The sequence below is a fragment of the Butyricimonas sp. DFI.6.44 genome (genome assembly GCF_022132345.1).
Lineage (GTDB): Bacteria > Bacteroidota > Bacteroidia > Bacteroidales > Marinifilaceae > Butyricimonas > Butyricimonas muris.
This window is the reverse complement of the sequence record NZ_JAKNJD010000004.1, coordinates 136,101-162,855: the sequence shown is the minus strand read 5'-3', so window position 1 is coordinate 162,855 and position 26,755 is coordinate 136,101. Positions and strand designations below refer to the sequence as shown.

The following is a 26,755-nucleotide window of genomic DNA, read 5'->3' as shown; positions in this document are numbered from 1 at the left end:
TCTTTTTTTTAAAACCCTCTATATTCATCTACCATACTCAAAATCAAAGCACCGTAGCGCTCCACTATCTTTTTCCCGATTCCCGGAACGGCAAGTAATTCTTTCGTGTTTGTCGGTAGCAGATTACTGATACCCAGCAAAGCTTTTTGCTGTAACACCGTGTACACGGGCAGTTTCAAACGTTCGGCTTCTTTATTCCGCCATGTCCGAAGCGTGGTATATAATTTCGGGTGCAATATGTCGGAGGACACTTCCGCCTTTACCGTACCCGCTTTCTTTGCCTTGATTTTCACTTTCGGGGCATCAATCAAGGCTTTTGCCTTCGCCCGTAAATAAGCGGTCACGGAGAAACCATTCCCTATCGTCTTCAAAGTCTCCATTTTCAAGGTTATTTCAGCCCGGAAACGTTCCATGGCTTGTTCGACGGACTTCCTTACTTCCTTGTTGTCAATTTCCGGTATCGCTTCCTCCAGAAAGTCCCCGAAAATTGTCTTCGTGTGTTCACGAAAATAAGCCGCACCTTTACGTACCCGTTCCGCGATCACCGGATTGTTCTCGTAAACCCCGTTTTCCGGCATCAAGCCCTCCAACTGGTTTTGAAATCGCTCCGATACCATCAACAGCTCCTCCGCGCAACGGGCTCCCGCCACGCGGTAACGCTCCACCCATTCGGGATACAAGCGACGCAATTGCTCGTCCAGTATCCGGTACAAATAATGCAACCGCCAACGTATAGACTCGTAATCAAATTGTTCCAGCAACAACTCCCGGAAGTACGATTGCCGTGCCTGATGCAGCTCCTCCGTGCCGGGTTCATGTTGCTCCACCTCACTCACGAACTGATCGATAGCATTATCATTGATCAGTGAACGGGGCGTCACGGGAGAACTCAACACCAATCCCTCGAAAGTCTTGCAACGGCTCAACGCCACGTACACTTGCCCGTGAGCGAAAGCTGCGTTCGCGTCCACGATTGCCCGCTCAAACGTCAATCCCTGACTTTTGTGTATCGTGATCGCCCACGCCGTCTTCAACGGGTACTGGCTGAACCGCCCTTCCACCATCTCGACGATCTCCTTCGTTTCTTCGTCCAACGTGTATTTCGTGTTCGTCCACTCCTCCCGGTTTACCAGAATCCGCATTCCGTCCTCTTTCCCCACGACTTCGATCGTGTTATTATTAATCGCCGTGATCTTGCCTATTTTCCCGTTATAATAACGTTTCTCCGGGGAGGAATCATTCTTCACGAACATCACCTGTGCCCCTTTCTTCAACACGAGTAATTCATCCGTGGGGTACGAGTACGCCGGGAAATTATCTTTTATCTCCGCCCTGAACGTGTAGGCTTGGGTATTCAATGCCGCCATTTTCAGATCATTAATCCGCTGCGCTTGATGATTATGCGTGGTCAGCGTGATATACCCGTCCTCATCCGAAGGGGTAAATCCCGGTATACATCGTTGATTCAAAGTATTCAACACGGAGGCATCAATCTGTTTTTCCCTTATCCGGTTCAACAGTTCCAAAAAGATACCATCCTGCTGACGGTACACCTGCTTCAGCTCTATCGGCACGTAACGGGTTGCCGCCAACGCCTTGCTATGGAAAAAATAAGCCGACTCGTAATGTTGTTTCAACAACATCCATTCGTCATCCTTCACCACGGGAGCCAACTGTTGCAAGTCCCCGATCAACAACAACTGCACCCCGCCGAAAGCCTCGTTACGGTTCCGGTAACGACGCAACACGTCGTCCACCGCGTCCAGCAAATCCGCCCTCACCATACTCACCTCGTCGATCACCAGCAAGTCGATCGTCTTGATAATATTTATTTTTTCCCGACTGAACTTATTCGTGAAACGAGCCTTCCCGTCATGCGTTATCACATCCGTGACACCCGGTATATACGGCCCGAAAGGCAACTGGAAAAACGAGTGAATGGTCACTCCACCCGCGTTAATCGCCGCCACACCCGTCGGAGCCACCACGATCATCCGCTTCGGGGAACGCTCTTTCAAGTTCCTCAGAAACGTGGTCTTTCCCGTTCCCGCCTTTCCCGTCAGGAACACGTTCACCCCGGTATATTCCAAGAAATTAAACGCCAACTCTAATTGTGGATTACTTTCCATGAATCAACACTTTTCGTGAATTATTACATATTCAGGTCATTACAGACGCCCTACTATGCAAAGATATGGAAAATCTACACATTTTATTAGGATTATTCATATTATATATCTATTTTCGTGGAAATTTACATGAAATACCATCTATGAAGATTTATCATTTCTTTATGGCAAGAAATTACAGGGTGAGAGGCTAACGAAGTCCGGGACTTGTTTTTTCCGGCTATCTTGAGAAACTTTCCATTCACGGGAAAGATTCTATTTTCGCATTTATTATTTAAAAAAGAAACGACACATCCCGGGGTGAGATGCGTTAAACGTTTAAAATTCATACAAAACAACCATGAATAATTGGAAAAAAGTATTCGCTATTATATGGACAGGACAGTTTTTCTCCATTCTGACCAGTTCACTTGTTAATTTCGCTATCATATTATGGCTGACATTCGAAACCAAGTCGGCTGAAACACTGGCATTTGCCACGATATCGGCCTTACTCCCGCAAGCCGTGTTAGGTCTATTCTCCGGTATCCTCATCGATCGCTGGAGCCGGAAATGGATTATGATACTATCGGATAGTTTTATTGCCTTCTGCACCTTCATTCTTGCCGTACTGTTTTACTTCGGGCAGGCAGAGGTATGGGCAATATACACGTTACTGGCATTACGTTCTGTCGGATCGGCCTTCCACATGCCCTCCATGCAAGCGTCCATCCCCTTGTTGGCACCGGAATCCCAGCTTTTACGCGTCGCGGGAATCAACCAGATCATACAATCCGTCTGCAACATCGCGGGGCCCGCTTTAGGGGCATTAGCCATCACGATGCTCGATATGACTTACGTTCTTATGCTTGACGTGGCAGGTGCGTTACTCGCTTGTACCTCGTTATTGTTTGTCACCATCCCCAACCCGAAACCCGGTGAAACGAAAACGAAATTGAACCTATGGCAAGATTTACGGGAGGCGCAAAGGGAAGTCACGAGCCATAAAGGAATGACACTCCTTTTCCTGCTTTCCATACTGGCAACTCTTTTTATCATGCCTATCAGCGTATTGTTCCCGTTGATGACTCTCAATCATTTCTCCGGAAGTGCTTACCAGATGAGTCTGGTAGAGGCAATATGGAGCGTCGGTTCCCTCGCGGGCGGACTCGTGTTAAGCCTCCGTCAATACAAGGTCAATAAAATAGTGCTGATTAATTCAATGTATATCCTGCTAGGTATATCATTCCTGTTCTCCGGGCTTTTACCGCCCACGGCGTTCGTGTGGTTCGTGATACTGACAGCCATAGAGGGCGTATCAGGCTCCGTGTACTACGCCTCGTTCATGACCGTGGTACAAACAAAGGTCAATCCCGCCGTCCTCGGTCGTGTATTTTCCATATTCATGAGCATCAGCATGTTCCCCTCCATGATCGGGCTAATGGGAACCGGATTTATCGCCGACAATATCGGCATCTCGAACACCTTCGCCATCGGCGGACTCGTTGTCTGTGCCATCGGTATTATCTCCTTCTTTATCCCCTCCCTGTTCGCGGTCGGACGATTAACTATCGAAGGAAAGACTCGAAATATTTGAGCAAGCAAAGAGGGGCTTCCGCAATGGAAACCCCTCTTCTCTCTTATTATTAATCAAATCTTATTTGTTGGCACGAGCTTTATACTCTTTCAAACCGTCTTGCAAAAACTTCACGAATGCATCCCGGTCTTTGTTATGACCTCTGGCTGGTTGCAATACATGTGGTTTCAGCTCTTTGTCACTTCCATGACGGCTATCCAGCAATATATAGTTCGGTTGAGCGTTGGATTCAAACATTTTGATCTGGAAATCAGTGTTTTTCTTTCCAAGCGTGTTTTTCTTCTTACCGTCATAGTCGGAAACATATACTTCCTCTGCCGGTAATTTGGTCTTATCGTCCACGTAGAGAGCCACAACAACATAGTCGTTTTTCAACATCTCCATCACACGAGGATCAGACCATACACTCTGCTCCATCTCTCGGCAATTCACGCAACCGTGACCCGTGAAATCGATAAACAAGGGCTTATCTTGCGCCTGTGCGGCTTTCAGAGCCTGATTGTAATCGAAATATCCATCCAATCCATGAGGCAAGTGCAAGAAGTCGGAATATTTCACCGGCTCATCGGAAACACCGTTGGAAGATTGATTCCCCACCCGGACACCACTTTTCATGATCTCCTTGGCGTTATCGCGAACGATACGGTTAATATCGAAGTCTATCGTTTCTTGTGGCGGGAAGTATCCGGCAAGAGCTTTTAACGGCGCACCAAACATACCCGGTATCAAATAGATCACGAATGACATCGTGATAATAATCATTACCAAACGAGGAACACCTATATGAGTCAATTCACTATCGTGAGCGAATTTGATTTTACCCATCAAGTACAATGCCTGCAAAGTGAATACAGCAACCCAGATAGCGATGTAAACCTCACGGTCTAGCAATCCCCAGTGATAAGTCTGGTCGGCTACCATCAAGAATTTAAGACCTAAAGCGATCTCTATAAATCCTAATACCACTTTCACGGCGTTCAACCAACCTCCGGACTTCGGAAGATTGCTCAATTTCGAGGGGAAAAACGAAAAGAACCCGAAAGGCAAAGCCACGGCGATAGAGAATCCTAACATACCGATAATCGGACGTAACACGGATCCGCGAGCTGCCTCGACCAACACGGTTCCCACGATCGGTGCGGTACAAGAGAATGATACCAGTACCAGCGTGAATGCCATGAAGAAAGCACCTACATATCCGCCCTTATCCGCTTGTTTATCTGATTTGTTCACCAACCAAGCCGGCAACACGATTTCGAACGCCCCGAAGAAGGAAGCGGCAAAAACCATGAATATGATAAAGAAGCAAATATTAGGCAGCCAGTTCGTGCTCAACCAGTTGATAAATCCCGGTCCTAACAGGAAAGAGATAATCAATCCCAACGCCGTGTAAATACCGACGATGGATAAAGCGAAGAATATAGCTTTAGCTTTTGCCTTAGCCTTATTGGCATCCCCGTGCATAAAGAATGATACCGTCATCGGGATCATCGGGAACACGCAAGGCATCACGACAGCAAGCAAACCACTACCGAATGCTACCCAGAAGAATATCCACAGGTTATCGTCCTGCTCTGCATCCTTCTCCGCGGAAGCCTCAGCAACAGTAGCTTTAGCACCACCTTTGTCCTCTAACTTAATGGTAAAATCTTTTGAACCCGGCACGCAAGCACCCTCTTGGCAAGCCTGAAATTCAACACTACCGGTCACGGCAGTTACTCCCGGATCGGTAACCTTGATCTTTTGCTTTACGGTATACGTGTCCGTGAAATACAGCACATCTACCTTAAAGACATCATCGTGTTTTTTGTGCGGTTCACTCTCTACCGGAGCCCCAACCAATTCTACACCTTTACCAACTTCCTCGATCGAGATTGATGTTGGCATAGGTCCTCCTTCCGGGGTATTGATTGAATAAACCGTCCACCCGGGTTGGATTGTTGCTTTAAAGGTCAAAGTGTACTCGTTATCCCCGGTTTTCTCCTGCGAGAACGTCCAACTGGTCGGGTCGGAGATCTGGGCAAAAGCCGAGAAGGCACCCATGAACAACGTAAAGATCAACGTCAATAGTCTTTTTTTCATAAAAAATTATTTAATAAAACATCAAATTGCATGCTTCTCGAAATCGTATGCATTATCACACAGCGGACACAAAAGTACCATTAATTTGCAGTAGCGCAAATCCATGGTACTATTTTAACATCGATTTAATACGAGAAAACAAAATTGTAAGTAAAACTACCTATTCTGATTCTATTTCTCTATTAAAACGATTAAAAAACTTATACTCGTAAATATAAAAAGAAGGCACCCCGACCACTTTCAAATGTATACGATGCTTAAAAGCCCACTTCCTGCGCAGTGACCAGAAACCTTTTTTAAGATACGCCTCGATAAACGGATGTACCTTCAACACCAGATATTTAATTTTCTTCTCTTCCACGAGGTATTCCAGTTGGTCTTCAATCTTGTCGATCACCAGAATAGCGGCATCCGCTTTCCCGCTCCCGTGACAAACGGGGCAAGTTTCCGTCGTCGTCACGGTCATTTCCGGACGCACCCGCTGGCGGGTAATCTGCATCAATCCGAATTTACTTAAAGGAAGTATGGTGTGTTTAGCACGGTCGAGTTCCATCGCCGAGCGCATTTTCTCGAACAATTTTTGGCGGTTCTCCGCACTCTGCATATCTATAAAGTCGATCACGATAATCCCTCCCATGTCACGCAGTTGCAATTGGCGGGCAACCTCGTCGGCAGCAGCCAAATTCACTTCCAACGCGTTGGATTCCTGATCATCTCCCAGCTTCACGCGGTTCCCGCTGTTCACGTCGATCACGTGGAAAGCCTCGGTATGCTCGATAATAAGATAAGCACCGTTCTTGAACGAAACGGTACGTCCCAGCGAAGACTTGATCTGTTTATCTACCCCAAAATGGTCGAAAATCGGCACATCGGTAGATATATATTTCACGATATCTTCTTTCTCCGGGGCTATTGTACTGATATAGCGTTTAATTTCTTTACTCACGGCTAAATCATTGACATATATATTCTCGAACGAGGGATTCAAAATATCCCGGAGAATGACACTGGTCCGGTCTATCTCCCCCAGTATCAATTTGGGAGGTTCGATATCCCGAATATGCTTGAAAGCCATTTCAAAACGCTCCACAAGCTCTGTTAATTCACTGTCAAACAACTCCGCGTTCTTCCCCTCGGCGACAGTTCTGACGATCACCCCGTAATTCTTGGGGCGTATACTTTCAATCAGTCGTTTCAAACGCTTCCGTTCCTCGACCGACTTAATTTTTTGTGACACCGATACCTTTTCAGAGAAAGGCATCAACACAAGGTGACGACCGGCGATACTTAACTCAGACGTCAAACGCGGTCCTTTCGTAGATATAGGTTCTTTCGCCACCTGCACGGCAACGTATTGTCCCACGGAAAGCACTTCCCCGATTTTCCCATTCTTGTTGATTTCCGGCTCCAGCTTCAATTTAGCGACAGGCATCCCTTTCCGGGCGATACACTGTTTGATATAACTGTCTAAAGAATAAAACTGGGGACTGAGATCAAGGTAATGTAAAAAGGCGTCTTTCTCGTAGCCCACATTAACGAAAGCAGCATTCAACCCGGGCATAATCTTCTTAACTTTCCCGTAGTAGATATCCCCTACTGCAAACTTTACGCTAGTCTTCTCCGTCGTCAACTCTACCAATCGCTTGTCTTTTAACAAAGCGATCACAATTTCTTCCGCTTTTACATCTATGACTAACTCAGTATTCACTACCCGATAATTAATCTATTAATCAAAATAAACCTAAAGGCACTGTAGCCCTTAGGTTTATATTTTCTACTCACAAACGATGACTATTTCTTCTTATGTCTATTCTTTCTAAGTCTCTTCTTCCGTTTGTGAGTGGCCATCTTATGTCTTTTTCTCTTTTTTCCGCTTGGCATAATTTCACTCCTTTCTTTATTTTACTTGATCTTTAACCTGATTCACGAAACTCTTCGAAGGCTTGAACGAAGGTATATTGTGAGCCGGGATCTTGATTGTTACATTTTTGGAAATGTTACGAGCGGTTTTCTCTGCTCTCTGTTTCACGACGAAGCTACCAAAACCTCTTAAATACACATTCTTTCCATCAATTACAGAACCTTTAATCGCTTCCATGAAAGCTTCAACAGTCGTTTGTACTGCAACTTTTTCAATACCAGTGGTTCTGGAAATTTCATTCACAATGTCCGCCTTTGTCATTTTCTTTAAGTATTTAATATTCAATAATATATTTCATTTATCCTAGATTTCAGTCTGCAAATATATATCTTTTCCACAAACAATGAAACAAACTTCGCCATTTTTGTCAATATTTTTTGATGTCTATGTTATTCAAGCAAAGGATAAACCCTATAATCGTACCCGTAATAAAACAATTTTCTCATCTTTTTTCCTATATTTGTACCCGATAACAGCTAACTCGTCGTTTTTATAGTATAATTTACAATTTAATTAAAAGAAGTATGAGAAAATCTATTGTATGCGTGTTCATGATGCTTTGTGCATTACATTTATTCTCTTCCTGCAACGACGGGATTGTCAGAACATGGAAACTTAGTCAAATCAAAACGGAAGAAGTCCCGGGAGGGAAACCGAAGTTCGTGTCCGGACCTCTATTCATGACATGGGAAGCATCCAACGATGCCGTGCTGGGCTTCTTCAAGGTTACAGGAATCCCCACGATGGTCGTTCCCATGGGAAGCAGCAAGCTGGCTCAACAATTAAAAGACATCACGTTCCAGAAAGACGGTAATGTTGTTGTAACCTACGCGGTTTCAAGCCAAGAGGGGACAGAACCTCAATGGGAAAAATCCAAACCGGGAATGGTTACATACAAGGTAAAAGGCGAGCAAATCCTCTTTTTCCCGAATGTTGACAATCTTCTAGCTTCCTTGCCGGCAGACAGCTTGAGAAACAACGCCACGCTGAACGAGGCCGTTGAAATGGTAAAGAACGGCATCCCGGTAAACTACAAGCTGGAAGGCAACACGGCGAAATTATTTATCGACAAACCTTTCATTGAAAAAATATTCCCCCTCATTCTCGCCGGACTCGATAACGTTGATCCCGCCACGATGGGAAACATGGGCGGAATGATCAAAGGATTGCTTCAAGGCATCCCCTCCGTTTTGCAAAAAACCACGAAACTGGAAATAGGGTTGAACCTGGAAAAATAATTTGACTTAATAGACTTTAGGAGCCGAAGGTTCGACATTATGGGCATTCAGACCTGACGGACGAGAGGGTGTGTTTTGACACCCTCCCCTCATTACTCGGAAAGATTAAACTTTCTCAGTTTATTATATAGAGTGGATTTACCGATACCCAATAATTTCGCCGCATTTCTTTTGTGACCGCCGGTTTGTTTCAGTACCTGCAGGATGTGTTCTTTCTCCTTGGTTTCCTCTTCTTGCACGGAAACGGTTGTTTCCGTCTGTTCCTTTTCGCAGCTCAGGCTCTCTTTTTGTTCCTGTAATCTCTTTTCCTGTTCGAGCAGACGATCGTGAGCCGCTATCGCCTCGGGATGATTACGGCGTACAAAACCACCCACGCTCTTGTATTGCAGTCCCAGCCGCCGGGCAATAGACTTTAGCGTTTCGGTTGTCGTTTCATACAAGCGCACCGCCTCGTTATATTTCTCCGCACTACGTGCCAAGACCGACCTGCCGTTCGATAACTTCGTCCTGCCAAGAGTAGCGGCAAGCCCCGGTTCGTGCTCGTGCAGATACTTCCTGAATACATCGGGATTCAACCCGAACTCTTTCGCCACTTCCGCCATGGGGCTCCCGGTTGCCTTCAACCGTTCGATTGCCCCGGCGTACTTTGCGGCTGTTGATTTCAGGTAACATTTTGTCCCGGTAGGACGGGTTCCCTCTCCACGCCCGTCAACATCGTGACGTTCCTCCATCAACTCCTTGTTCCACAACCGCAAATGATGGCGCAATCCCATGACCGTGACTCCTGTTGCCGCGCAAATCTCCTCCTGCGTCATGGCGGTAGTCCGGTACAGCCGTATCGCCTCACGATACTTTTTCTCGCTTTCAGGCATGGGCTCGTGCTTCCTGCCGTTCCCTGTCAATTCTCCCCGGATCTTATTCGTTTTTGCACGCTCGCGTTTGTTCGCCCGTGCCCGAATCAAGTCCTTATAATAATACAGCAAATGTTCCCGTAGTCCCGAGGACGAGAGTCCATACAAGTCAGCGGTCTGCCTGATGGTATCCTCCGTGATTCGCAGGTGCTCCACGGCTTCGGCATATTGCTCCTTGCACCACGATTTCACACCCCGATGCAAGTTGTCGTTCACCCCTAAACGATGCCGTTCCTTTTCGCGTCGTTCCAGTATTTCGGGATAGTGGTTCCGTAACTGGTTACCAAGGGCGGAAGGGTTCAGTTCGAACAAGCGAGCTATCTGCGACACGTTGAACTCGATATACGCCACATCATCGCACGCCCGAATAGCATCCTTGTATTTGGCGTGGGCAGCAGCGGTTTGCCCGCTCTTCTTCCGCAACCGGACCTTGGCTACCTCCCCGGGAGAAATCTCAATGCCGTGGCGGGCAAACATCAGCTCCCGGTGGTTGCGCCATAGGTATGCTCTAAACGCCGTTACCGGCGTGTTGGTTTGCTCACAGATTTCTTTCACCGTCATGTCGGTAGTGCGATATAGTTCCAGCGCTGCTCCGTAACGCACAATACCATAGTCGGTGGTTGTCACATACTTCTCCGCCATCCTGCTGTTCTTTCTTATTACTTCAATGTTTTGGATGGACGCACGGCCATACCGTCGGTAGCATAAAAGCTATTCCAAGGTCGAATATGTGGGCGAACAGCAAACGAGCCATCGCTCTTATATATTCCTCGTGAAAACTCCAAGTGGTATGCATTATATACCCCTATCCAGGAATACGCTTGCGCATGCCATATCTCACCTTTACCATATTCAAATAAATTAGCGTTGTCGTCCCAATCTCTATAGCCGTTTGTAGGGAATCCTAAGGATATCAATTTCGTTTTATTGGTATAAAATTCAAATATTCCGTTACGATAATTTTCGTATTCCGTATCCTTCTCTCCATCCTCATTTTCCTTCGGCATCATATTATCTTCAGTAGCGGCATACATACTATTGGTTATATTATCGTATATACTCTCACCTGTATTGGTAAAGCCTGAAAATGTATAGATAGAACTTACATGATAACCTGCCGGACACGGATCATAGACTGTCTTGACTACATCATCGTTATCGTCCCAACAGCTGTTGTCCCATAGATTAAAAAATATTTTTTCATTATCAGCCGGCTCATATTTTTCCGCTCCAACTGCTTTGCGTGGGCCATTCTGCCATTTGTCAGGATTCTGAATAAGGGCAGCCGTTGCCCGGTATGTAGGCACTCTGGTATTATCGGTACCGGTGTACATCATTGCCGGAGCAGAATTTTGCGTATTGCCCCCTGCGTCATACCAGGTTTTGATTGTCTTATTTGCATTTCCACCGGCTACGAAAGGGTCCTTACGCCCCCATTGGAAGTAAGGATTATTACCCACGGGTAGTGCAATGTGAGGTTCCTGTATGATTTTCACAGTCTTCGAGACACCTTCTTGTCCATCACCGCTGATAAGCTGGGTGAATCTCACCTCACATTCATGTCTGTCGTAATACCGGACCGGGATGCCTCCGGAACACCATCCGAGATTGACAGGCATGATTTCAAAGTTCCGATTGCCGTGTATATTGGCATTGGTAAGTGTTATTTTCCTTGAAAGGTCAACCGCAGTAACCCATATGTGCCAGCTCCAAATTATTATGCCGGACGGATCCTTAAGTGCTATAACGGCATTACCTTCCTTTATGCCATTACCGACTGTGAATCGGATGCCACCATGAGTATAAGCCGTTTTGTCGTATTGGATGCCTGTAATCAGATTATTTTCATCCTGCCATACCAACGATGCCGACAATCCAGTAGGTGCATTATTGGCGCTACCGTAAATGTCATCCAAAATGTAAGGACTTCCAATGGAGGCATCTTTATAATTCTTGAATATTTTAAGGAATTGCTCACCTGTACCCCACGCTTTATAGGTGTAGGCATCGGAATTAGTCCTGCCGTCGGTAATTGCATTGCCGTAGACCAATGGAAATTGGTAAGTCCCTTTAGAATCCACGACATAACAGTTGGCTGTGTTCATACTCTCCGAGCCTCCTTTTGTCGAGAGGTCATAGATTCCGCTTTTGGCAGGGATCTTTTGAAGTGTATCGTTGATATTTACCTGTTTATAGCGGTTCTTATACTTAATCTTCAACGTGTACGTCCCATTCTTATCATCCGTTGTCTCGAATTCGTCAAGCCAGTCAGGGCGAGTTGTAGTAAATTGTGTACTGCCAGCATCCCTGTACTCGATTTTGTATTCCTGCGGTTCATGTCTCTCCCATGAATCATTCACGTACCTAAAACTTGTTACAATAATGGCATTGTCATCTTTGAATGTGTTACCCTGATTATAAATTCCCTCTTCATAAACCGGCTCAAAATACTTACCTCGGTAATCGACTGTTTCAGGCTGAGTTACCCAAAGACGGGTCACATAGTCGATGCGCCAGTCGGGCTCATCAGCGAATCCATTGAAATGTAGCGTCAATTTGTAATGGCAATTGCGCTTGGCGTTATAATCCTTTATAACGTCCTGTCCAAGCATGAAACGATAGGTTATGTTGCAGATGCCCGGGCGCTCTGGATTTGTCGATTCATAGTAGGCATCCACCTCGATATATGTGGCGTATGGCTTCTCCTTGTATGGATACATTTCATCAAGAACACCATCATTGTTGTCATCAAATTGCTGTTTATTGGGGCCTTCTCCCTGCATATTCTCGTAAAAGAAAAGCGAATTAGGGTTATTCTCAGAGTGAGCGTTAGGATCCATCACCCATGAGATTGTTCCGTCTTCACCCGTTTTCTGTACTCTCGGGTAGCAAGGTGCGTCTTTTGTGATGAGCGCGGGATAGCTCGCATCATAACTCGCGGATTCGCTGTACACTACCTCTTCTCCTGTTGGAATAAGATTCTCGTCACTCTTGACGGTGTTATCGTTACCGAGACTACATGAATTAGGTATATTTTTTATGCGCAGCGCTTTGAGATAAATCGAAACACCCTCTTTCAGGCCCGAACCGTCAAATGCCACTGTCACTTTGGAAGCGGCACGACGGACCCACGCTTGTAATTTCTCACTCTGCTTGTTAATAGTCAATACAGGTGCTTCGTTACTCTGGGCATCCGAGAAGAAATGACCGAACATCTGGTTATTGGCACCTATATCTTTTTCGTTCCATATTAAAGAAATATTTTTTAATCCCTTTATCGTTTTAATAGCGTCATTATATCCGGATAAGTCCCCCATGTTGGCTACCGCATAGATATAATACTTCCCGTAAGGTACAGTCAAACGGAAGGTGGCACGCGGTGTTTCGGATTCTGCCAATGGCAACGTCTTGTCTTCCCCACCGATTGATTCCGTTCTATTCTCGGTTGTCCTGTTAATATTTGTAATAGTATAATTCTCAACCGGATATTTATTTACCAAATTTCCCTCTTCATTATATAGCAACACGCACAGGCTCTTGATTGCCTTTATGGTATCCCCCGCAGAACGCGAGTTCCCATTCAGAGTAGGAATAAGAGGTTTAAACTTCACTGTTCCACTGATCACGCATTCTCCTTCGCCTACTCTTTCATCATCAATATACAAATCGTCCTTGCAAGAAAACGTGCCGATAAACAGCAGGCACAAGAGGGTATATATGGTTATCTTACATTTCATATCTGTTGCGATTTCTCGAATTCGTTCGTTTTTTCTTTAGGGTCGTCCAACCCGAATTTCGGATCCAGTACTACACCCCAGTACGGTTCCACGTCTACTTGCCACTCGAGGGGGGTAAACACGATATTTACCTTCACGTGCGTGTTACGGAAGAGCGAACCGAGGCGTGGCAATGTGGAAGTATAAGAAGTATAAATTGCTATCGTTTCGTTTCCATCCAATAATTCTTCTTCCGTGCGAATGGTCACTTTGTATTCCTGTAGCTTCAAATCGTTATCTCCGCTTTTCACGCTCTTGCTCTCCGGCAAGTAAATAGCGGCGGAAGCTACCTCGGGAAACATCTCGCCAGTCTTTGCCAGTAGCACCAGCGAGGAGGAGAGCAACCCGTGAGAAACATGCGTCGTTCCCATCGGCACCTCATAGTCCGTCAGCCACTCGTAATGGTCCGTTTCCGTTTTTTTCGTTTCTTTTACCATCCAATCTATCCAATTCTTGTCCGTGGCGTTGGATGCCCCTTCGTCGAAGGGTAATTCTTTATAATTGTTCACGCTTGTACTATCGACCACCCAACAGTGCCCCCCGGCATTCTTGTTCACGTGAGGCATCAGGTACATTTGGTCGGTTATCAGGTTCTCGACCTCAATGCCGGTCACGGAAATCTTTCTCCGCGAACGGTTTTCAAAATTGAACGAGAATTTGGTGGCAGCCCGCACCACGTACAGCGTGTATCCTAATACGTATTCATCGTTTGTGATATTTTCCTTGTCCGGTACCGTGATATCGTACACGGCGGTCATGGGTATGCCGTCATCGCCGGGCTTGTAATCGGGCTTGAAGACATACGCCTCCACCGGCACTTTGCCGGATTCATTCGGGAGAAATGCCTGGTTGGTGAAATCAAACGGCTTTCCACCCGTGTCCTTCAAGTTCCCGTGGTTGGCAATCAGGTAAATTCTCTTCTGGCGACCGGCTTCCACCTTGAAGGTGTGCCCGTCTGTCAACGGAATTCCGGTTGAAGCTCCTTTTACCAGGCGGTTGTGTTCCACCTCCCACTTGCCGTCATCCCCCGGTTCTTTCGACACAATCACGATCAGCAACTGCCTGATCTTCTCGTCAGCGCCCTCTTCACCCTCACCCGCGCGGGAAAAACCTCCTGCCACGTCAGTGTGGAAAGTGAGGAACACGCTGTTATCCTTTTCTTCTCCCTCTTCGCGAGACAGTTTAAAGGATTCCTTGTTGCACGAGGTGAATCCCAGCAAGCTGCAAAGCAGGAAAACTATGCTGATGATATGTCGATGCTTCAGTTTCATAAAAAAAACAGTTTTCTCTTTCTTGTATCACATTTTTCCGTCCATCACCATTCCACGTCATTGATACGTACCACCCAATCGTTTACCACGATGCGTGTGTTCAACCAAATATCGTTACTCCTCAAGAAGAAAAACAACGTCCAACGGCTTTCGCGGTCCAGGTATTCCTGGTCGCCCATCTTGTAACGCTCGCCGCGGAGCAACAACAGGTAGCGCTTCAGCGGGAAGTCTATCACCGTCTTCCCGGTCTCGTGTTTTTTCACCAGAAGGCGCGGGTTGTTCTTCATCATCAACCGCGAGGTACTCAGTTCAGCGTACGCCACTTCCACGGGTTGGGGCACCACCTCGTCGGGACCCACGATAGCGACTCCCGTCTGTGCCTGTCCCTTCGCCCAGGGAATGTAGGTTACGTTTTCCCCCTCGGGGAACAAAACGGCATCGTGTATCAGGTCATTATCATACCCGAACAGGATGTTGTCGTCGATAATCTCGAAGTCAAAGTCGTCAGCGTTGACCGTTCCTCCGTTCTCTTGTTGCAGCACGACGCGTATGCTGTTGGTGTTCTTCCTCATCTCCACCGTTCCCTCGTTGTAAAGGTCGGCGGTCCCGAGGGTAAGTTCTCCCCAGAACATATCGTGCAGCTTGCGCCGATCGGGCACGGTGAGGCAATCGGCATCCAGCATGACTTTCAGGTCAGTCCGCTTGCTGCCCACCACGGGAGTCTCCACCGACGAGAAAGAACTCTGTTCGCACGCCATTCCCCCGTATGCCGCGAAATGATAATTTCCCTCCTCGAGGTCCAGCACCATCCGGTAATTCTCGTCCTGTAGTTCCGCCCCGGTCACCACCCGCGTGTCCACGAGGTTGTCGTCCTCGTCATAGATATAGAGTGTCAGACAGTCCACCTGCTTGTGGAATGCATTGGCATACTCCATGTTGTACTCGTAGACGAAGCGTAACGATACGCCGTGCGGGCACGGGTCAAGGTCTTCATTGATGAGTTTGCACGACGAAAAAGCAAGTCCCATGGATGCGACACTTAATGCCGCACCCACGAGTCTTGATATAATATTTCGTTTGCTACTTCGCATGGGTATCCTCTTAGAATTCAATATTATTCACGCGAACTACCCAAGGCAACACCTCGACAGAGAGTTTAAAATAGATCTTACCTTCTTCGTCCGGTTTATCAGGATCTTCCGGGTCAGGATCATTCTCCGAGATGCGAGGATGCCCCAGCTGGTTAATTTGAGTAACAGCCAATTTATACACGTTATTGCGTACTACACCAAATTCCATGGGACCCATAGAAGTTGCATTACCGTTATCGTTATGACGATTCCAATAGTAGTAATAACAGTAATAGCCTTTATTTATTACTTTATCTCCTTCACCTTTTTCACCGCTGGACTGATAAAGGGTAAACTCGACACCCTCACTCGTTGCGATTTTTTTGAATTCCACACGAGGGTCTTTATCTTTATTTTCCTCTGAAAGCCCAGAATCGTCTACATTCTCAGCATCCTGCCATTTTGCCCACCAGAAATCGGGACTATTCACGTCTGTACTATAAACAGGTTGCACATAATCTTCGCCTTCTTTCTCCGCCACGGGTTCTTTATCCCCTTCTTTTATCGTACCAAATACAGCCTTATAGAACGCCGGATATGACTCTTTATTCTTGATGGCAACAGCACGTACTTCTTTCCAAGTTAGATACAAATTGCCACTATGAGCGTATAAAATCGGGTCTTTATCGGGATTTCCCATAAGTACATCATCTACATTATTTATAACCTTATACAATTCCCCATATTTTTCAGTACCACGTAATGCTTCCGGAACAATCATTTTACCTTTAAACACAATACCTGTAGAAATACCATGTTTTTGACTAGAAGCAGTAGTTGGAATGGTATTTTCGGTTGCATAACGCCAGATTTTATACCCCTCTTTATTCTCTGCATCCCAATTCTCATCTTTATCGTCTAAACCTTTAAGCACCTCTGGAATATCTGACGAGTACCATTGCTCACGTGCATTCTCATTAATAGTCCACTCGCTACCTTTTGTATCACCCAAACAGAAATTAAAATGCTCAGCAAACATTGTATTAGAAAGCGTATTCAAGTCTGGTGTTACTTTAAAATCAGCATCAGTATCTACAACATAGTTACTCCCGGTTTCAACACCACCGATTGTAACATCATCAGCAGTATTTTTTCCATCACCAGAAACGCGACGAAGATAATAGAACTCCTTACTCATGTTTACCAAAGCCATTTTCGTTAATTTTATCTGAATAAGAATTTGGTCCGCATCAGCATCATCTTTATATTTCACCACATCATATGTGCTATTTTTTGTAGGACTTCCATCTTTAAAATCGAAACGAGCCACGGCACGTTCCACGTCGATGGCTCCTGCTCCTCCATCATTATCAATCGCATCGTCAATTCCCTGATAATTCTTTCCGGTTAAATCAAATGCTTTTTCTACCGTATTATGGCTATCCCATCCTGACAATGTTTTGGGTATTCCTTTCTCGATATCATTCAATTTGGCAGTAGCCATCAAAAAGCCTTGCTTGTGCTCTGAACCACCCCAAACAGCTCCCCCATCTTGTACAGGGGAAGAAGGATATGTTCCATCCGCCTTCTCTATAACTTGTCCCTGTCCATCAATCCAAGTAGCACCATAGGTCAAGCCCTTAAGTGTAGTTTGTAACTGTAGTGTGGGATTACAGAACACGTACACGTTAATTCGATCTTTGCCTTCACTTAATGTGTTATTTTCACCATTAGCGGCATAATAATCAGACAATTTCGATTTTTCAATAGATTGAACGGTATTGATTTTGCCATTACTTGGGCTGGCAAATCCGTTTTGTGTACCGCAGGCAATAAATTTATTATCTTTATCAGCCAATACTAGCACAACAGTATTCACTACATTTTCATAATCCTGACCTATTTCCGTACCACTCGAACTCGTTCCATAATCATCCTTTTTACCAGTATCAGTAATACTTCTCCCCCCTATTCCTCCTGCCACGGGCAATTGCACCGTCACGTTCATGTAAACGGCGTCTTTTGAGCCATTCTGATCCCCCTCCGGGTCGTCGCCTGTCAGGGCATCATGACTACAACCGACAAACGCCAAAGCAAGTGCGGTTGCAAAAAACTGAAATAATTTTCTTTTTTTCATAATATGGTTATTTAAAATTTATTTGATTATTCTTCGTATTTAATTATTCAGTGAATCTTCTTTCCTTCAATTCTTTCAAAGTAGCGGCAGCCTTCTCAAGTCCCATCTCCCGGGCTTTTTCCAGGAATGTCACCGCTCTCTTGTAATCCTTCTCGCGTATAGCGAGAGCACCCCTCGCGTAGACGGCTTCCGCCGAATCGCCCGCCTTCTCGAGATAACGGTGGGCTGCCTCGTGGTCACCGTGGCGCATGGCGGCATTCGCGGCGTTCAGGTTGGCAACCGCATCGTCCGGGAACATCCGCACCGCCGTTTCAAACACGTCGGTAAACTCCGGCGAGCCCGGTTCGTACATCCTCGCCACGAGGTAGAACTCGTTCAGACTCAAGTTCTGTGGTCGTTCCGCCAATATACGTTTGATCTCTTCCACGTCGCTGTAGCGGCGTATATTGTAATCAATGCGGTAATCCGTGTGACGCAATGCCGGGTAACAATACTGCAACAGAAAACGATATTCTTCCGGGTAGGTGCGTTTGATTTTTGCCTCCTTCGCATCCGGATCCATGTCACTGTCAATCATCCCGAGAATCTCCGCGCGATGATTGATATTGGAATTCTCCACGTACCGCCGCAATCCTTCCCAATCCTCCGGCTCGTGTTCCGTAATTATAATGTCATCGGCAAAATCATACAATTTCCGAATATGCTCCTTGAGCGACCGGGTACGCCCTATCGCCAAGTCCCGGTTGTGCGCGTACGGACTTTCGGGCGAAGCGTACCCCTTGAGCCACACCGACACGATGGTCACATCCTTGTCCCCCCGCACCGAATCGATGCTTGCCTCGATCTTGCCCAACTCCTCCGTGTTGCGACGGTAGTCGGGATAAATCTCCGTTTTGTCTACCGGGAAGTCGATAAATGCCGAACCCGACAGCGAACGGCTTTTCATCATTTCGGCTTCCGGGCGCACGAACACCAGTTCCGGGAAAAAGGCCTCGTCGTGTCTTCCCAGCGGACCGTCGTATTCCGCCACGATCTCATGGCAACATCCCCAGTCGCCACGATGCAGCTTGAGCGTCGCCCCGTCCATCCACTCCTCGTACAGGACGGAGCGGTTGTAATCAATACCATCCGGCTTCCCGGATGCCCGAAACACCATTTCACTCTCACCCGAAATCATGCTCACGCCATTTCTCACGTAATAATAATACCGCCTGCGCCCGTAAATTCCCACCGATGGCAGGTCGAGCGAATCCGTCCCGTTGACCAAACGAGGCGTGAGCAACACGGCACGATTCGATTCCACCTCGAGTCCAGTCAAGTCCATCTCCATCTCCACCGAGAGGTATTTGCCGTTCCGTTCCATCTTGAAACGGCTAACGGAAACACCAGGCGTGATATTTTTCACCTCCTGCGCCACAGCCCCCGGCAAACATCCCAACCCCAGCAGGGTTGCCACTATGAATATCATCCTTTTCATCTTTATCGCACTTTAAAACAAGTAAACTAAATTGATCGCCACTTTAGTGGGACCCACGTAATGATGCGACTTGTCCCTCGCTATTTTTTCCCCGCACACGGCGCACGGGAACTTGTCATAGCGAGTGTAGGAATAGCCGAAACCAAACTCTGCTTCCAGGTTCCAATGCCGCCCCAGTATCCAGGCATAACCGTAAGCTACCCCCAACCCGGCAAACCAGCCTTGATAGCGAACTCCCTGCAACTTCCGCGCATCGGTGCCCAGGAAATGAAGACGCCCATTGAATCCTCCCATGTTATACTGCCCACCGTGCACGTGAGCTCCAAGAAAATGACCGGCGAAACGGTCGCAGAACCAGTACCGCACCTCGGGCTGCAAGAGCCAGTGCCTCCATCTCCTGTCATGTGACAATGTCCAGGCATTGAATTGCCCCGTGACGTCAACAGTCCAACGCGGTGCCACCCCCACCTCCACGCCTAGGTTGGGAGAGAAGATAACATCCGAAACCAGATTGGTCTTAACCGCCACCTTCTGAGCCTTGACGCCCGAGAACAGCGCCAGCAGGACCACCGTGATAATTAATTTAAGTTTCATGTCCATTATCTGTTACAATACATTTGTTTTATCATTCCCTTCACAAGGGACTCACACCTGTTTCCCGCACGAGAAGTAGCCACATGTAAACGATATAGTGGAGTATTTTCTTCTCCTCGCTCATGGCAAAACTGTTACAATAAACATATCTCATATCCAAAAAAGATCGTTTATTAACATGGCAAAAAGGAGTACTCGTAAGTATTTACTAAAAAAACTAAATATCTAGTTGCGAGGAATAAAAATTATTATTTGAAAGATTTGCGATAAATAAAAATGCTGTATCTTTGTAACGCAATAAACGATCGTTTATTGATATGAACGAAAATTATCTTAAGTATTCTATCCATAAAATTGTAATCGCTTAATTCTGAGAAATAAAAAAATGCACGAGGAGGATTTGCGGTAAATAAAAATACTGTATATTTATATCACAATAAACGATCAATAAATAAAATTATAAAACCGGAAAATCGCCAACATTTTCCCCTATTCCCGAAACTTATTAAGCACAAAAAACTATCCAAGGGCAGGTGATACGCACCGGACCTACCGGCAATGAAATATCGCTGGACTGAATCTCGTGTATTACCCGAGCCTCACCCGAACCGTTTCCCTGCCCACACTTAGCCTTTCCCCACCTCCATAAACACAGTAGAATTAAATCATAAACACACCATCAACGGTGATTTACGTTCATGCTACGTCCATGCTTCGAAGATGCTACGTCCATGGTGGCGAGCATCGGTAACGCAAGCATTAACAAAGGGGTAAGCAAGACACAAGAGATAATTTACAAAATATATTTTTGTTTCTCCGAAAATATTCCGTAATTTGTGACGAATTTTAACCCATACTTATTGATATATGGTAAACAAAGTCATTCTAATCGGAAATGTCGGGGGAGATCCCGAAGTAAGATACCTTGACGGAGGTGTCGCCGTGGCTCGTTTCAGCCTTGCCACATCGGAGGTGTACAATAACAAAAACGGGGAACGCGTGACGCAAACCGAATGGCACAATATCGTTCTTTGGCGTAGACTTGCCCAAACCGCAGAACAATACGTGAAAAAAGGCATGATGCTATACATCGAGGGACGCATCAGAACCCGTTCATGGGACGACCAGAACGGCGTGAAGCGTTACACGACGGAAATCTACGGTGACAACTTCCAGATGTTATCCCGCAAGCAAGACGGTAACGACCGTTCGCAAGACACCCCCATGCCACCGGCACCGGATTTGAGCGCGGGAAGTGACGATAGTGACGATCTACCGTTTTAGTTTTTACGCCTATTCTTTCGGCGATTTAAGTTTAACCAATTATTCTAATTTTGGACGCAGATTATATTCCCCTCGCGGGACAGGTTTTCACGGGTGCCTTCACCCTTATTGATTTAGTTTTTTGCATCTTATTATTGTTCTTATTATTGTGCTCCGCGCTGGTTTCCGGGTCGGAAGTGGCGTTCTTTTCGCTCTCCCCCTCGCAATTAAAATATCTGGAAGACAAGGGCTACCACAAAGCACTCAAATTGCACGAGAAAGCGGACAGACTGCTCGCGACGATATTAATATCCAACAATTTCGTCAACGTGGCTATCGTGGTGATTTCCACCTATCTGGTCAATTCCTTGTTTGACTTCTCGGCATACCCGGTACTTGGTTTCGTCATTCAAGTCATCGTGGTCACTTTTGTGATTTTGCTGGTCGGGGAAATCATCCCGAAACTATACGCCAACCGTTCGCACCTCAACATGGTCATTTTCATGGCGGGCCCGCTGACATTCCTGTCCCACGTGTTCCGTCCCCTATCCACCTTGTTGATAGGTTCGACCTCGATTATCCGGAAACGCATGGATAAAAAAGACGGAATCTCTATCGACCAGCTTTCCAAGGCTCTCGAGTTAACACAAGATACTTCAATCAACGAGGAAAAGGACATTCTCGAGGGAATTGTCCGTTTCGGCAATATTGACGCGATAGATATCATCTGTCCCCGCATCAACGTGATTGCCATCGACTCGCAATCCACGTACAGGCAAGTGAAAGAAATCATATCGGAACACGGCTACTCCCGTATGCCTGTTTACGAGGAAAATCTGGATAATATCATCGGTATCCTCTACGTCAAAGATTTATTGCAACACTTGGATGAAACCGACGAGTTCAAATGGCAGACGTTGATACGTCCGGCATACTTCGTGCCCGAAACCAAAAAAATCAACGATTTGCTGGAAGAATTCCAAGTAAAGAAAGTCCATCTGGCTATCGTCGTGGATGAATACGGCGGTACTTCCGGTATTGTTTCCATGGAAGACATCATCGAAGAGATTGTCGGCGATATCAACGACGAGTACGACGAGCAAGAGATTGTCTATACCCGGGACAAAAACGGGGCTTACGTGTTCGAGGCTTCGACCCTCTTGAACGACTTCTACAAAATCACGGATATTGATGAAGACACGTTCCGGGAAGTGGAAGGCGATGCGGACACGCTCGCCGGATTGATACTTGAATTGAAAGGCGAATTACCTCAAAAAAATGAAATAATCACTTACAAGGAACATCAATTCAAAGTCCTTGAGGTTGACAACCGCCGCATCAAGAAAATACAATATTCTAGTTTATAAGGTTCATAAAGTTTATAAAGTTCATAAGGTAACCAAGCACCAGCGGGGACTAAAAACTTTATGAACCTTATAACTTTACAAACTTTATAAACTTCCTTCACTGCATCGATTTCCCGTGCGCCGTGTACGGGGTACGTATGCCCAATATTTTACACAGCGTGGGTAAAAGATCGGACATCATGGCATCTTCTTTTATCCCCGGTTTCACGCCCGCCCCGTACAGGTATAGCGGCACGATAGAACGTTTGCTGTGACGGAAATAAGTATCCTCCATTTCCTTCAACTCGGAAACCCACGTCGGGTGAATACAGAAAAGTACGTCACCGCTACGTTTATGCGAGAAAGAATTTTGCACCAACCGGTTCATACCATCGGGGAAAGAGGTATGAATCAATGAATAAGCGGTCATCACTTTCGCCACGCCCTCGAACTCGATCATGAAATCGGCCACCTTGTCCTGTACCTCCTTCACTTCCAGCTTTCGTTCTTCTATCAGCCCCCGGTTCAAGTAAATTTGTCCCTGATCGTAATCGGCTATCCAATCACCGGGACCGTATATTAATGCCAGATAAGATTTCAGTAACGCCACCGCCCGGAAAATACTGAAATAATCGGAATTGACTTTTATCTTCCGCAAATCCTCCGGCATCAATTCCCGCGTTTCCGAAAAAGTCATGAATACCGTGTAGTTTCCTTTCCCGACCTTGGCATCCAACTTTCTCAACAGTTCGGCAACATCCATATCCAAACGAATCAACATATCTTTCTCTTCCTCCGAATCAATGGCAAAATCACGATACATGTAATCCAGACAGGAGAAATTCACCGCCAGAAGATCGGGATCGTTATCCTCCCCCAAACGTTCCGCGTCAATCAACTTTTCCGCCAAGACTCGCACAAGAGTATTCCCGTAAGGGGTGGCCTTCAATACCCGGTAAGTATTGTATTCCCTTTTCGCCCGGGCTATATCGTAATAGAAATGATTGCGCAACCGGATACGTGCCGCCGATTTATCCTCATCGGAAAGCATCATCCATCCCTTGTTCACGAAATGGTCGCTCTCCACCCACGTGTTATAAGCCCTTAACCAATCGGGTAACACCGGTTGATAATAAGTAGACGATACCCACTTCCCGGTCTTCTCGCTAAACCAGATAGCCATATCCGCACTAGACCCGCCGCTCAACACGGCTTCATCGCCATTCATAGCCACACTGTACACCCGGGACATCGGATTATTCATCTTCATCGCGCTTCCCAGACTCATCGTCTGCAAATAATCCGGAGCCAGACTTTTGACACTATCCGCTTGCTGCTCACCGATTTCCGTATAACGATCTGAATTTGTTGCAAATTGCCGTTTCCGACGCAAACGATCATACCACGCTCTCGACACGATACCATGTTCCGCAGGAAGCATCCCCGTGTATATCGAAGCATGGTCCACCCCCGTCTGCGTGTACATGTAATTGTAATTGGCATTTACCCGCAAGCCCTGTTGTACCAATCGTTTCAACCCGTTTTCGGACAACTTGTCACCGTACATATCCAACCATTCCGGGTAAAAATGGCTTACCACGATTCCCACGACCAATTTCGGTTTATTTCCCTCGGCAAACACGTTTTGCACGGCTAGAAACGCTAAACCGAGCAAAATCAATTTTCTCACGACTAATATTCTCATAATATTCAGAAGTTTCAGATTCTCAGTATTCGTGCAAAAATAATCAGAATATGATAATTTACAACCTAAAATTCTTTCAATTCTTAATTGTTTCGTATCTTTACGCCAAGAAACTATAAACAACCACATCCATTATGACTGAGAAGAAGTGTCTATTAACGGACAAATTGAGGAATTACGTTTATCGTCACGGAACGGAACTCTCGGACGACAAACTAAAAGAAATGGGAACTTCCCTGGAAGAGATCAACGAGAACTTCTCGGGAATGGAGGATATAGCTAACAGCATTTTCGAACAGGAGCGCGTAGCGTTCGAGAAGATATTTGAAGAATACGATTTTGACGGTTGGAACGCGATAGATATTTTATTACTGGTAGGAAATGAAATTCACGATCGTTTCTTTAACGTGTCACCGTCCGTTTCGTTCAAGTTGGCCGAGACATTCCCGGGTATTTTTGAAAGCCATAAACAACGGCGTTCCGATTTTATTTACGAGAAGATAAAAATAAATATAGAGAAGGGGATGCAACAGGGAATGTACAAAGATGATGTATCCAGCGAAATGGTCGCTCGCATGTATATCGCCAAACTCAACGACATTCACAACCGGGAGATATATCCCCCGGAAGTATTTGACTTCGGAACGATTTTCAATAACCTGATCGATGGCGTGATCCGCACGATCACGAACGAGGAGGGGTGGCAATATTACAAGCAAAGAAAACAGCTGTACAGCGTGTTGAGTTTTAACAGGTAAAATAAAAAAACATGAGCGTAAAATATCAAATAGACGATATAGATCGGAAAATCTTGTCCCACTTGGCGGAGAATGCAAGGGTTCCTTTTCTCGAGATAGCACGGGAGTGCGGTATATCCGGGGCAGCGATACACCAGCGGGTGAAAAAAATGGAAGACGCGGGGATTATTGAAGGCTCTCGTTTTATAGTGAAACCCGATGCCCTCGGGTTTGGTGTGTGCGCTTTCATCGGGGTAGTCCTCGATCACGCCCACACGTACAAAACCGTCGTGAAAGAAATAGAAAGTATCCCGGAAGTCATGGAATGCCACTTCATCACGGGAGGATTCACCTTCCTGTTGAAATTAAGATGCAATGACCACCAGCACCTGATGGATATTTTAATCAACACCCTTCAAAACATCCCGGGCATAGCCAAAACGGAAACTTTTATTTCATTGGATGAACTGATTGACCGGCAAATCATGTTAACCGCGAGCGAACAATAGTTCGCCTGCGGCGAGTCGCAGGCAACTCCATCAAACCTTTCCGCCATCCTTTTTATGGGACAATTTCGGGGCGATTACTTTCAACACTCCCGGGTGGACTTTCACGGTAACGGGTGGATCCAACGTGTAAGGATCTCCGTCAATATGGGCTTTTGCCAAATCCCCTTCAATAAACGCCTCCGTGCATTGAATCTCGCTGAAATAAGGCAAGCGGGCAATCTTTGAATTCATGAAACAGTACAGGAAACGGGGAATCTGGTAATACTTGGGACGCTTCAATATACATATATCCACCAACCCGTCACGCAAGGAAGCCTTCGGGGCGATAGAAGCGTTATTGCCGTACTGCGAACTATTCGCCACGCTCAACACGAAGCACTCCTCCTCCCACGTCTTGCCGTTCACGTGAAAACGATAACGTTTACCGGGATAACGGAACCACATCCGCACGATTGAATAAATATACGAGAATATTCCCCTTATTTTCATGGTACTGAAGAAATGAGCCACCTCGGCATCAAACCCGAAGCCGCTCACGTTCAGAGAATAGAGCCCGTTAATCTCTACCACGTCTATATTCGTCGTTTCGCTCTTCAATATCTGTTTCAGCGCTTTTGTCATCATCTGGGAGAAACCCAAGTGGCGGGCAAACCCGTTACCGCTTCCAAGGGAAATTACCCCGAAAGCGATGCCCGTCCCCATGAGTGCCGTACCGATCTCGTTCACCGTTCCGTCACCGCCTGCCGCCACGATATGCGTGTAATTCTGACTTTTCGCCTGCTCCACGATCTCTTTCGCATGCCCGGCATACTCCGTGAATCGAATATTATACTCGATATGCTTGTAGGCGGCAATATGCCGGATACGGTATGGAATCTCCCACCCCAAGCCAAATCCCGAAATCGGGTTCACGATAAACAATATTCGATATTTATTCATCTTTTCAATTTATGATTTAAGATTTATGATTTAAGATTTAAAACACGAACAACTAGCACGCAATCATAAATCCA

Annotated in this window: 19 protein-coding genes; 6 read left to right on the top strand and 13 right to left on the bottom strand. The window is 46.1% G+C overall.

Annotated features, from left to right (window positions below; genetic code table 11):
- Positions 1-8 precede the first annotated feature (8 nt).
- Positions 9-2,129, bottom strand: a complete 2,121-nt coding sequence (locus L0M98_RS07295; protein ID WP_227215381.1) for an HRDC domain-containing protein — start codon at positions 2,127-2,129, stop codon at positions 9-11.
- A 340-nt stretch (positions 2,130-2,469) separates the two neighbouring features.
- Here L0M98_RS07295 and L0M98_RS07290 point away from each other — a divergent pair, with 340 nt between their 5' ends.
- On the top strand, positions 2,470-3,705 hold the full coding sequence (locus tag L0M98_RS07290) for an MFS transporter (protein ID WP_227215382.1): 1,236 nt from the start codon (positions 2,470-2,472) through the stop codon (positions 3,703-3,705).
- Positions 3,706-3,765: 60 nt separating this feature from the next.
- Here L0M98_RS07290 and L0M98_RS07285 read toward each other — a convergent pair whose 3' ends face one another.
- The 3 genes from L0M98_RS07285 to L0M98_RS07275 form a co-directional block, all read right to left on the bottom strand.
- The gene (locus L0M98_RS07285; protein WP_227215383.1) at positions 3,766-5,787 is read right to left on the bottom strand and encodes a protein-disulfide reductase DsbD family protein; all 2,022 of its coding nucleotides are present in this window, start codon (positions 5,785-5,787) and stop codon (positions 3,766-3,768) included.
- A 160-nt stretch (positions 5,788-5,947) separates the two neighbouring features.
- A complete protein-coding gene (locus L0M98_RS07280) occupies positions 5,948-7,495 on the bottom strand; it encodes an Rne/Rng family ribonuclease (RefSeq protein ID WP_099290151.1) in 1,548 nt (515 codons plus the stop codon).
- A 189-nt stretch (positions 7,496-7,684) separates the two neighbouring features.
- Entirely contained in the window at positions 7,685-7,993 is a 309-nt protein-coding gene (locus tag L0M98_RS07275; RefSeq protein ID WP_176554875.1) for an HU family DNA-binding protein, read from the bottom strand.
- Between the two features lie 239 nt (positions 7,994-8,232).
- Between L0M98_RS07275 and L0M98_RS07270 the strand changes: the two genes are divergently transcribed.
- Entirely contained in the window at positions 8,233-8,946 is a 714-nt protein-coding gene (locus L0M98_RS07270; protein WP_227215384.1) for a hypothetical protein, read from the top strand.
- A 92-nt stretch (positions 8,947-9,038) separates the two neighbouring features.
- Here L0M98_RS07270 and L0M98_RS07265 read toward each other — a convergent pair whose 3' ends face one another.
- The 7 genes from L0M98_RS07265 to L0M98_RS07235 are packed head-to-tail and all read right to left on the bottom strand — an operon-like array spanning position 9,039 to position 20,182.
- A complete protein-coding gene (locus L0M98_RS07265) occupies positions 9,039-10,499 on the bottom strand; it encodes a helix-turn-helix domain-containing protein (protein WP_227215385.1) in 1,461 nt (486 codons plus the stop codon).
- A gap of 17 nt (positions 10,500-10,516) precedes the next feature.
- A complete protein-coding gene (locus L0M98_RS07260) occupies positions 10,517-13,594 on the bottom strand; it encodes a hypothetical protein (protein ID WP_227215386.1) in 3,078 nt (1,025 codons plus the stop codon).
- Positions 13,591-14,904 carry a hypothetical protein gene (locus tag L0M98_RS07255; protein WP_227215387.1) on the bottom strand — a complete coding sequence of 438 codons (1,314 nt, stop codon included), beginning with the start codon at positions 14,902-14,904 and terminating at the stop codon, positions 13,591-13,593. Before L0M98_RS07255 ends, L0M98_RS07260 begins: the two co-directional genes overlap by 4 nt.
- A gap of 44 nt (positions 14,905-14,948) precedes the next feature.
- On the bottom strand, positions 14,949-15,995 hold the full coding sequence (locus tag L0M98_RS07250) for a FimB/Mfa2 family fimbrial subunit (protein ID WP_227215388.1): 1,047 nt from the start codon (positions 15,993-15,995) through the stop codon (positions 14,949-14,951).
- A gap of 10 nt (positions 15,996-16,005) precedes the next feature.
- Positions 16,006-18,111 carry an Mfa1 family fimbria major subunit gene (locus tag L0M98_RS07245; protein ID WP_227215389.1) on the bottom strand — a complete coding sequence of 702 codons (2,106 nt, stop codon included), beginning with the start codon at positions 18,109-18,111 and terminating at the stop codon, positions 16,006-16,008.
- A gap of 43 nt (positions 18,112-18,154) precedes the next feature.
- Positions 18,155-19,588: a DUF3868 domain-containing protein gene (locus tag L0M98_RS07240; RefSeq protein WP_227215390.1), complete on the bottom strand. Its 1,434-nt coding sequence runs from the start codon at positions 19,586-19,588 to the stop codon at positions 18,155-18,157.
- 12 nt (positions 19,589-19,600) lie between these two features.
- Positions 19,601-20,182, bottom strand: coding sequence for a DUF3575 domain-containing protein (locus L0M98_RS07235; RefSeq protein WP_227215391.1), 582 nt, complete (start codon positions 20,180-20,182; stop codon positions 19,601-19,603).
- A gap of 867 nt (positions 20,183-21,049) precedes the next feature.
- On the opposite strand from L0M98_RS07235, the gene L0M98_RS07230 reads away from it, so the two are divergent.
- Positions 21,050-21,466, top strand: coding sequence for a single-stranded DNA-binding protein (locus L0M98_RS07230; protein ID WP_099290148.1), 417 nt, complete (start codon positions 21,050-21,052; stop codon positions 21,464-21,466).
- A gap of 50 nt (positions 21,467-21,516) precedes the next feature.
- The gene (gldE, locus tag L0M98_RS07225; protein ID WP_227215392.1) at positions 21,517-22,812 is read left to right on the top strand and encodes a gliding motility-associated protein GldE; all 1,296 of its coding nucleotides are present in this window, start codon (positions 21,517-21,519) and stop codon (positions 22,810-22,812) included.
- Positions 22,813-22,909: 97 nt separating this feature from the next.
- Here the strand turns inward: gldE and L0M98_RS07220 are convergent, their stop codons facing one another.
- A complete protein-coding gene (locus tag L0M98_RS07220) occupies positions 22,910-24,496 on the bottom strand; it encodes an alkaline phosphatase family protein (protein WP_227215393.1) in 1,587 nt (528 codons plus the stop codon).
- Positions 24,497-24,630: 134 nt separating this feature from the next.
- On the opposite strand from L0M98_RS07220, the gene L0M98_RS07215 reads away from it, so the two are divergent.
- Positions 24,631-25,254 carry a hypothetical protein gene (locus L0M98_RS07215; protein WP_099290145.1) on the top strand — a complete coding sequence of 208 codons (624 nt, stop codon included), beginning with the start codon at positions 24,631-24,633 and terminating at the stop codon, positions 25,252-25,254.
- Between the two features lie 11 nt (positions 25,255-25,265).
- Positions 25,266-25,742 (top strand): Lrp/AsnC family transcriptional regulator, encoded by a 477-nt coding sequence (locus L0M98_RS07210; protein WP_099290144.1) that lies wholly within the window; start codon positions 25,266-25,268, stop codon positions 25,740-25,742.
- A gap of 30 nt (positions 25,743-25,772) precedes the next feature.
- Here L0M98_RS07210 and L0M98_RS07205 read toward each other — a convergent pair whose 3' ends face one another.
- Positions 25,773-26,681: a diacylglycerol/lipid kinase family protein gene (locus tag L0M98_RS07205; protein ID WP_227215394.1), complete on the bottom strand. Its 909-nt coding sequence runs from the start codon at positions 26,679-26,681 to the stop codon at positions 25,773-25,775.
- Positions 26,682-26,755: the final 74 nt, after the last annotated feature.